We start from the raw sequence: 6,697 nt of genomic DNA on the forward strand, positions 1-6,697 counted from the left end.
AACCGTCCCGTTCCACGCCGCCTGCTACGGTCGGGGCGTGGGAACGATAGACAGCGCGCTCGTGACGGGGCGCTTCTTCACTGTCCGTGACCGCCGCGCCTGACGGCGCGCACACTGTCGCTGGCATCAGCGCGCCGTCCGTCCGAGACGTCAGCCGCACCTCGGACGGGCGCTCACACGAAACCGAACGCCGCCCTCACGGGGTGCTCCCTTCACCTCTTGGAGCGCACCCATGCCTCGTTCTCTGCACGGTGGCTGGCACGAGCCCGGCCAGAACTTCCTCACCCACAAACCCTCGATCGACACGATCACCACACTGGTGGCCGGCACCCGCGGCCCGATCCTGGAACTCGGTGCCGGCGACGGCGCACTCACCCGTCCGCTCGCCGAGTCCGGACGGCCGCTCACGGCGATCGACCTCAATGAACACCGGGTGCGACGACTCGCACGGGCGCTGCCGGGCGTCCGGGTCGTGCATGCCGACGCGTTGAACTATCCGGTGAAGGCCCCGGTCGTGGTGGGCAACGTCCCGTTCCACCTCACGACGCCGATCTTGCGCCGTCTGCTGAACGAACCACGGTGGGCGCATGCCATCTTGGTCACGCAGTGGGAGGTGGCGCGCAAGCGGGCCGGAGTCGGCGGCCACACCATGACCGCGTTGAGGCCGGGTCGGGCCACCTCGAACCGGATTCTGGTGGTTATCGCCGCCAGTCCACACACTGGTTCGAGCCCGAACCACTTTCTTGTGGTTGTGGGGTGCCTCGGAGGGCCTGGGAACCACAAGAAACCGGTTCGACGCCCAATCGCCGCCAACAGTACCGGTGATAAGCACAAAAAACCGGTTCGAGCGCGCGTCGCACCGCAAGCTGTCGGGTGTAGCGCCCAGACGGGTCAGGTGTCGTGAACGACGAACACGGGAGTCCGGGATGCGCTCAGATCTGGTCGAGCACCTCGGCCATTATCCGCTGCACGGCAACGGTGTCGTCCAGCGGCATGATCGGGCTTTCGGTGAGGCCGGCCGCCAGGCATTCGCCGACGTGTTCGATCTCATAGCGGTAGCCGGAGTCGAATTCGAGGTGCTCCGGGGTCTTTTCCCGCCAGATGGTCACCGACGCCGCTCGGTGGAAGCGTGCATGCACGTCGATCCAGCCACGAGTGCCGTTCAGCATCATCCGGCCAGGTCCGTAGGCGGTGAAGGCGCCGGCGAGGGACGCCGACCGTCCGTCCCCGTAACCGAGCAGCAGCGAGAACTCGCCCTCGACGCCAGACGGGTAGCGCCCGCCGACGGCACGGACGACGTCCGGCGTGCCGAGGAAATGCTGTGCGAACGAGATCACGTAGACACCCAGGTCGAGGACGGCGCCGCCGCCCTTGGCCGGGTCGAAGAGCCGGTCCTCGGCGTCGAACTCGCGGAAGGCGGTCAGGTCGCCCTGGCATCCGCGCAGTTCCCCGATCTCGCCGCGAGCGATCACCTCGCGCAGGTGCGCGGCGGCCGGATTGAACCGGGTCCACATCGCCTCCATCGCGAAGACGCCGGCCTGCCGGGCAGCCTCGGCGATGCGTTCGGTGTCGGCGACGGTCGCGGTGAACGCCTTCTCGACCAGGACGGCCTTGCCGGCGGCGATCGCGGCCAATGCGATATCGGTGTGCTGCGGGTGCGGCGTCGCGATGTAGATCGCCTCGACGGCCGGGTCTTCGACCAGGGCTTCGTAGGAGGAATGCCAGCGGGGGATCCCGTGCTTGGTGGCGAACACCTCGGCCCGCTCGGCCGATCGGGAGCCGACCGCGACCAGTTCGGCGTTGCCGGCCAGGTGGAACTCGGGCACGATCTCGGTGGCCATACGGCCGGGGCCGGCGATCCCCCAACGGATAGGTGCGGTGGTCTGCGACTCGGACATGGTCACACTGTAGGGCGATCGGCCGCCCGAGGGTCGGCCCGCGCGCCTCGGTACCCGCGCGGTCTGGCACAGTAGGCAAGGTTGATCTCAGGGAGGGCTAACAGTGCGGGTCGTGCAGAAGTTCGGTGGGTCGTCCGTTGCGGACGCTGCCAGCATCAAGCGGGTCGCCCAACGGATCGTGGACACCAAGTCGCGCGGCGTCGATGTGGTCGTGGTGATCTCGGCCATGGGCGACACCACCGATGAGTTGATGGATCTGGCGCTGGAGGTGTCGCCGCAGCCGCGTCCGCGCGAGCTCGACATGCTGCTGACCGCCGGCGAACGGATGAGCGCCGCCCTGCTGGCGATGGCGATCAACGACCTCGGCTTCGACGCCCGGTCGTTCACCGGTTCGCAGGCCGGCGTGATCACCACCGGCAACCATGGCGACGCGCGGATCATCGACATCACGCCGGGGCGGATCCATACCGCCCTCGACGACGGCGACATCGTGATCGTGGCGGGTTTTCAGGGCGTGTCGCAGACCTCCAAGGACATCACCACGCTGGGTCGCGGGGCGTCCGACACCACCGCGGTGGCGCTGGCCGCCGCTCTGCACGCCGACTACTGCGAGATCTACTCCGACGTCGATGGCGTCTTCACCGCCGACCCGCGGATCGTGCCCGGCGCGTCCCGGATCCCGGAGATCTCCTACGAGGAGATGCTCGAGATGGCCGCGCAGGGCGCCAAGATCCTGCACCTGCGCTGTGTCGAGTATGCCCGTCGCGAGAACGTCCCGGTGCACGTCCGGTCGTCGTTCTCGACCAAGCCCGGCACCTGGGTCAAGGACATCAAGTACGAGGAAGGTTCTGGCATGGAACAACCGCTGATCACCGGCGTGGCGCACGACCGCAGCGAGTCGAAGATCACCGTCGTCGGCGTGCCGGACCGGGTGGGTGCCGCCGCGGCGGTGTTCACGGCAGTGGCGGACGCCGGGGTGAACATCGACATGATCGTGCAGAACCAGTCGATCGCCGACGACAACACCGCGATCACCTTCACGCTGCCCGGCGGCGACCGGATCCGGGCCCTGGACGCCCTGCATGGTGCCCGCGAAGAGATCGGTTTCGCCGAGATAATCTACGACGACGGCATCGGCAAGGTGTCGGTGATCGGCGTCGGCATGCGCTCGCATCCCGGCGTCTCGGCGACCTTCTTCCGGGCGCTGGCCGAGGCCGGGATCAACATCGAGATGATCTCCACCTCGGAGATCCGGATCTCGGTCGTGGTCTCCCTGGACGACGTGGACGCCGCCGTCCGGGCCGCGCACACCGCGTTCGGTCTCGACTCCGCCAACGGCGAGGCCGTCGTATACGCGGGCACCGGACGCTGATCCGTTGAGATTCCGGGGCAAGCCTGGGGCAAGTCCGGAATGACCTGACCGGTTGTTAGTTAGTCATCCCGACGGATGCCGGGATCTCCGTCCCAGGCTCGCTGGCGCGGGCTTACTGCGTCCCGGTGTCGATCAGACCCAGCCGCCGCCTCCCGCGGCCGGGGCCATCATGGTGAGGCGTTCGCGCCTTGCCGGTGGTCTCGGGTGTCGCCTATCGCCCTTGTCAGGGCGCAGTTCGTCAATGGGGTCGCAGGACGTTCCCGGACACTTTGCGGGTGTCGAACCGCGCCTTTCCTATCGGCCGCTGACGGCGCCGCCGGCCATCCGGCCCCTCGACGGCGGGTCGATGGGGCCGGACGCCGGCGTCTTTCCGTGTCGTGCCACGGTGCGGCGGTCAGCCGAAGATGGTGTCCTTCTGGTCCGGGATGATGCTGCCGTCGGTGCGGCGGACTGGGCCGTGTTTGCCGTTCGCATCCACATAGGCCGTTGTCGAGCACGGGTAGAGGCCCTGTTTCTGCGGCAATGGCTGGATGAACATCGGGTTGATCGCCCAGCGCTTGTCGGCGTTGTCGTAGGCGTGGCACATCAGTTCGTCCTTGTTGCGGTTCAGGACGACGTGGGCGCCGGTGGCGTCCCGCAGCATCGAGACGTCGGTGGTGGCGTCGCCGCCGGCGATGGTCGGACGCAGGCGGCTCGGCATCGGCGTCAACGCCCGCGGGCCGTTGATGCCGAGGATGATCTTGTTGATGAAGCAGCGCTTGCCGTCGATGTAGGTCATGATCGCGTCCGATCCGTCGGCCAGGCCGCCGCACCCCTTCAGGTGACCGGTGAGCTTGCCCTTGTGGAGCAGCTGTTCGATGCCGATCGTGTGCCCGGAGTCGACGCCGACGCCCGGACCCCACACGTCCGCGAACTCCTTCGGGGACGCCGAGACGATCCACGGCTCGATCCCGGCCTTCTTCAGGGTCGTGATCAGGTCGCGCATCTCCGGGTAGTAGCGGATCCAGGCGGTCTCGGTGCTGGAGCCGACCTTCTGGGTGGCACCGATCGGGGCGTTCAGTGCGGCGTCCCTGGCCTGGGCGGCAATCTTGCGGACCTGCGCCGGCGTGTAGCCCTGCATGATCTGACCCACCCAGGCGTAGCTGGCCTCCATGTAGCGCTCGTTGGCGCCCGCGAAGACGGCTTCGCCGTTCGTCGTCTTCTGGGTCTTGCGGACCGACAGGATCTCGTCGGCGCACGTCACGTTCGTGCTGGTCGGCAGCGGTTTGCCGGCCTCGGCCAGGTTGCCGCAGGCCTCGCGCAGCGCCTTCGCGCCGGCGTCCGTCATGAACCGGCTGGTGTTGCGCCAGTTCTTGCCGGGCGGCTGCAGGATCTTGTCGTGGCTCAGCATCCAGAAGATGGTCTGGTCGGAGATGTCGTTCTTGATCACGGTGTTGTCCCAGTCGAACACCGCGTAGGGCCGCACCTGCGGCATCTGTCCGCCCGGCCAGCTGCATCGTCCGGCCTTGTCGATCGCCCGTTGGATCAGCTTCGCGTTGTTGCCGTACCAGTGGTCGGCGAGCTTGAGCTGAGGGCAGTTGGCCTTCGATTTCGCGTCGGTTGCGGACGGCAAGCTGGCCGCGCCGACCTTGGCTGATTCGGACGAGGCAAGCGCCGGCGCTCCGCTGAGGGTGGTCGCAGCCAGGGCAACGCTGAGCAGGCTGGCTGCGCGGACTCGACTCTGAGCACGCATGTCGGGGTGTACCTTTCAGGATCGGTTCAGCTTCGTCTGACAGACCCTAAGCGGACTTGCAGTGTTGCGCTACCCCTGTCGCGGTCTCCGGTCAGTCACGGGTGGCAGGACGATGACGAGCTTGGACGGCGCCAGCGCCTCCACCGCGTGCGGACCGCGGGTGCCGAGGTGGATCAGACCGCCGGGATCGAGGGCCACGCTGCGTCCGTCGGCGGTGATCCGCAGCGAGCCCTCGAAGGTCTGGAGAAGCACCGGCACGGCAGCGCGGTCCGGGAAGCGGTCGACTGCGCCCGACCACTAGACTGATGCACCGACAGGGGAGCGTCATCGGGACGCTGAGAGTGCGGGCCGACCGCAGACCCTCGAACCTGATCCGGTTAGCACCGGCGTAGGGAGTCGGGAAATCTCCTCACCGCGGGGTGAGCCCTCCGAGCAGGAGGAACATCGCATGTCCATCGCCATTTCCGCCGTCGCGTCGCGGGCCGGGGCTGCCCTCGCCGTCCTCGGCCTGCTGGCCGGCTGCGCCGGGGGTGCCGTACCCGCGGCGTCCTCAGCGGGCGCCTCGAGCCCGGCGGCACCGACGGAGTCGAAGACCCTCACCGTGGTCACCCATGACTCGTTCGCGCTCAGCGACGAGCTGAAGAAGGAGTTCGCCGCCAGCACCGGCTACACGGTGAATTACGTGCAGCCCGGTGACGGCGGCGCGCTGGTCAACCAGCTGATCCTGAGCAAGGACTCGCCGTTGGGCGACGTGGTCTACGGCATCGACAACACCTTCGCCGGCCGCGCCATCGCCGAAGGAGTTGTGACGCCCTACACCCCGGCCGCGCTGCCGGCGTCCGCCGCCGCGCTGAAGGCCGACGACTCCGGACGCCTCACCGCCGTCGACTTCGGCGACGTCTGCGTGAATGCCGACACGTTGTGGTTCGCGGCCAAGAAGCTGGCCCCGCCCGCCACGTTCGACGACCTGGTCAAGCCCGAGTACAAGGACCTGCTGGTGGTGGAGAACCCGGCGTCCTCCTCGCCCGGCCTCGCCTGGCTGACCGCCACCGTCGGCGCCAAGGGCGACCCCGGCTACCTGGACTACTGGAGGGCGCTGAAGAACAACGGCGTCAAGGTCGTGAAGGGCTGGACGGAGGCGTACTCGGCCGAATTCTCCGGCTCGTCGGGCAAGGGTTCGCGTCCGCTGGTGGTCTCGTACAGCACCTCGCCGGCCTTCGAGGTTCCCAAGGGTGCCAAGGAGTCCAACACCACGGGGCTGCTGCAGACCTGTTTCCGGCAGGTGGAGTACGCCGGGGTGATCGCCGGCGCCCAGAACGAGGTCGGCGCCCGGAAGTTCATCGACTTCCTGCTGACCGCGAAGGTGCAGGCCGACATTCCCGGCCAGATGTACATGTACCCGGCCGACACCTCGGTGGAACTGCCGAAGGACTGGCAGCGGTTCGCTCCGCTGGCCGACCAGCCGTTCGGTGTCGGCGCTGACGTGATCGCCGCCAAGCGAGACACCTGGATTCGGGACTGGACCGCGACGGTGATCGGCTGACCATGCCTCGGTGGGAGCATCCGTCGGTCGAGCAACGGGCACATCCGTCTGTCGAACCGGTCGATCGTGCCTCCGGCCCGTCGGTCGAGCGAGTGGCCAGTCCGTCGGTCGAGCTTGTCGAGACCACGGAGCGGGGGGCTCGACAAGCTCGA

The 6,697-nt window shown here is 67.9% G+C and carries 6 protein-coding genes and 1 riboswitch; of the genes, 3 read left to right on the forward strand and 3 right to left on the reverse strand.

What is annotated here, in order from left to right; genetic code table 11:
• Positions 1-232: 232 nt before the first annotated feature.
• Positions 233-904 carry an rRNA adenine N-6-methyltransferase family protein gene (locus QM619_RS05990; RefSeq protein ID WP_415105367.1) on the forward strand — a complete coding sequence of 224 codons (672 nt, stop codon included), beginning with the start codon at positions 233-235 and terminating at the stop codon, positions 902-904.
• Positions 905-932: 28 nt separating this feature from the next.
• On the opposite strand, the gene QM619_RS05995 is transcribed toward QM619_RS05990, so the two are convergent.
• Complete coding sequence (locus QM619_RS05995; RefSeq protein WP_415105370.1) at positions 933-1,898, reverse strand: Gfo/Idh/MocA family protein; 966 nt, start codon at positions 1,896-1,898, stop codon at positions 933-935.
• A 103-nt stretch (positions 1,899-2,001) separates the two neighbouring features.
• On the opposite strand from QM619_RS05995, the gene QM619_RS06000 reads away from it, so the two are divergent.
• The gene (locus QM619_RS06000) at positions 2,002-3,270 is read left to right on the forward strand and encodes an aspartate kinase (RefSeq protein WP_415105373.1); all 1,269 of its coding nucleotides are present in this window, start codon (positions 2,002-2,004) and stop codon (positions 3,268-3,270) included.
• Between the two features lie 394 nt (positions 3,271-3,664).
• Here QM619_RS06000 and QM619_RS06005 read toward each other — a convergent pair whose 3' ends face one another.
• Both QM619_RS06005 and QM619_RS06010 read right to left on the reverse strand, forming a co-directional pair.
• On the reverse strand, positions 3,665-5,002 hold the full coding sequence (locus QM619_RS06005) for a haloacid dehalogenase-like hydrolase (RefSeq protein ID WP_415105376.1): 1,338 nt from the start codon (positions 5,000-5,002) through the stop codon (positions 3,665-3,667).
• 69 nt (positions 5,003-5,071) lie between these two features.
• On the reverse strand, positions 5,072-5,260 hold the full coding sequence (locus QM619_RS06010; RefSeq protein WP_415105379.1) for a hypothetical protein: 189 nt from the start codon (positions 5,258-5,260) through the stop codon (positions 5,072-5,074).
• A 47-nt stretch (positions 5,261-5,307) separates the two neighbouring features.
• Positions 5,308-5,414: riboswitch (TPP riboswitch) on the forward strand.
• A gap of 36 nt (positions 5,415-5,450) precedes the next feature.
• Between QM619_RS06010 and QM619_RS06015 the strand changes: the two genes are divergently transcribed.
• Positions 5,451-6,545 (forward strand): thiamine ABC transporter substrate-binding protein, encoded by a 1,095-nt coding sequence (locus QM619_RS06015; protein ID WP_415105382.1) that lies wholly within the window; start codon positions 5,451-5,453, stop codon positions 6,543-6,545.
• The last annotated feature ends 152 nt before the right edge of the window (positions 6,546-6,697 follow it).

The organism is Micropruina sp. (genome assembly GCF_047606665.1).
GTDB lineage: Bacteria > Actinomycetota > Actinomycetes > Propionibacteriales > Propionibacteriaceae > Micropruina.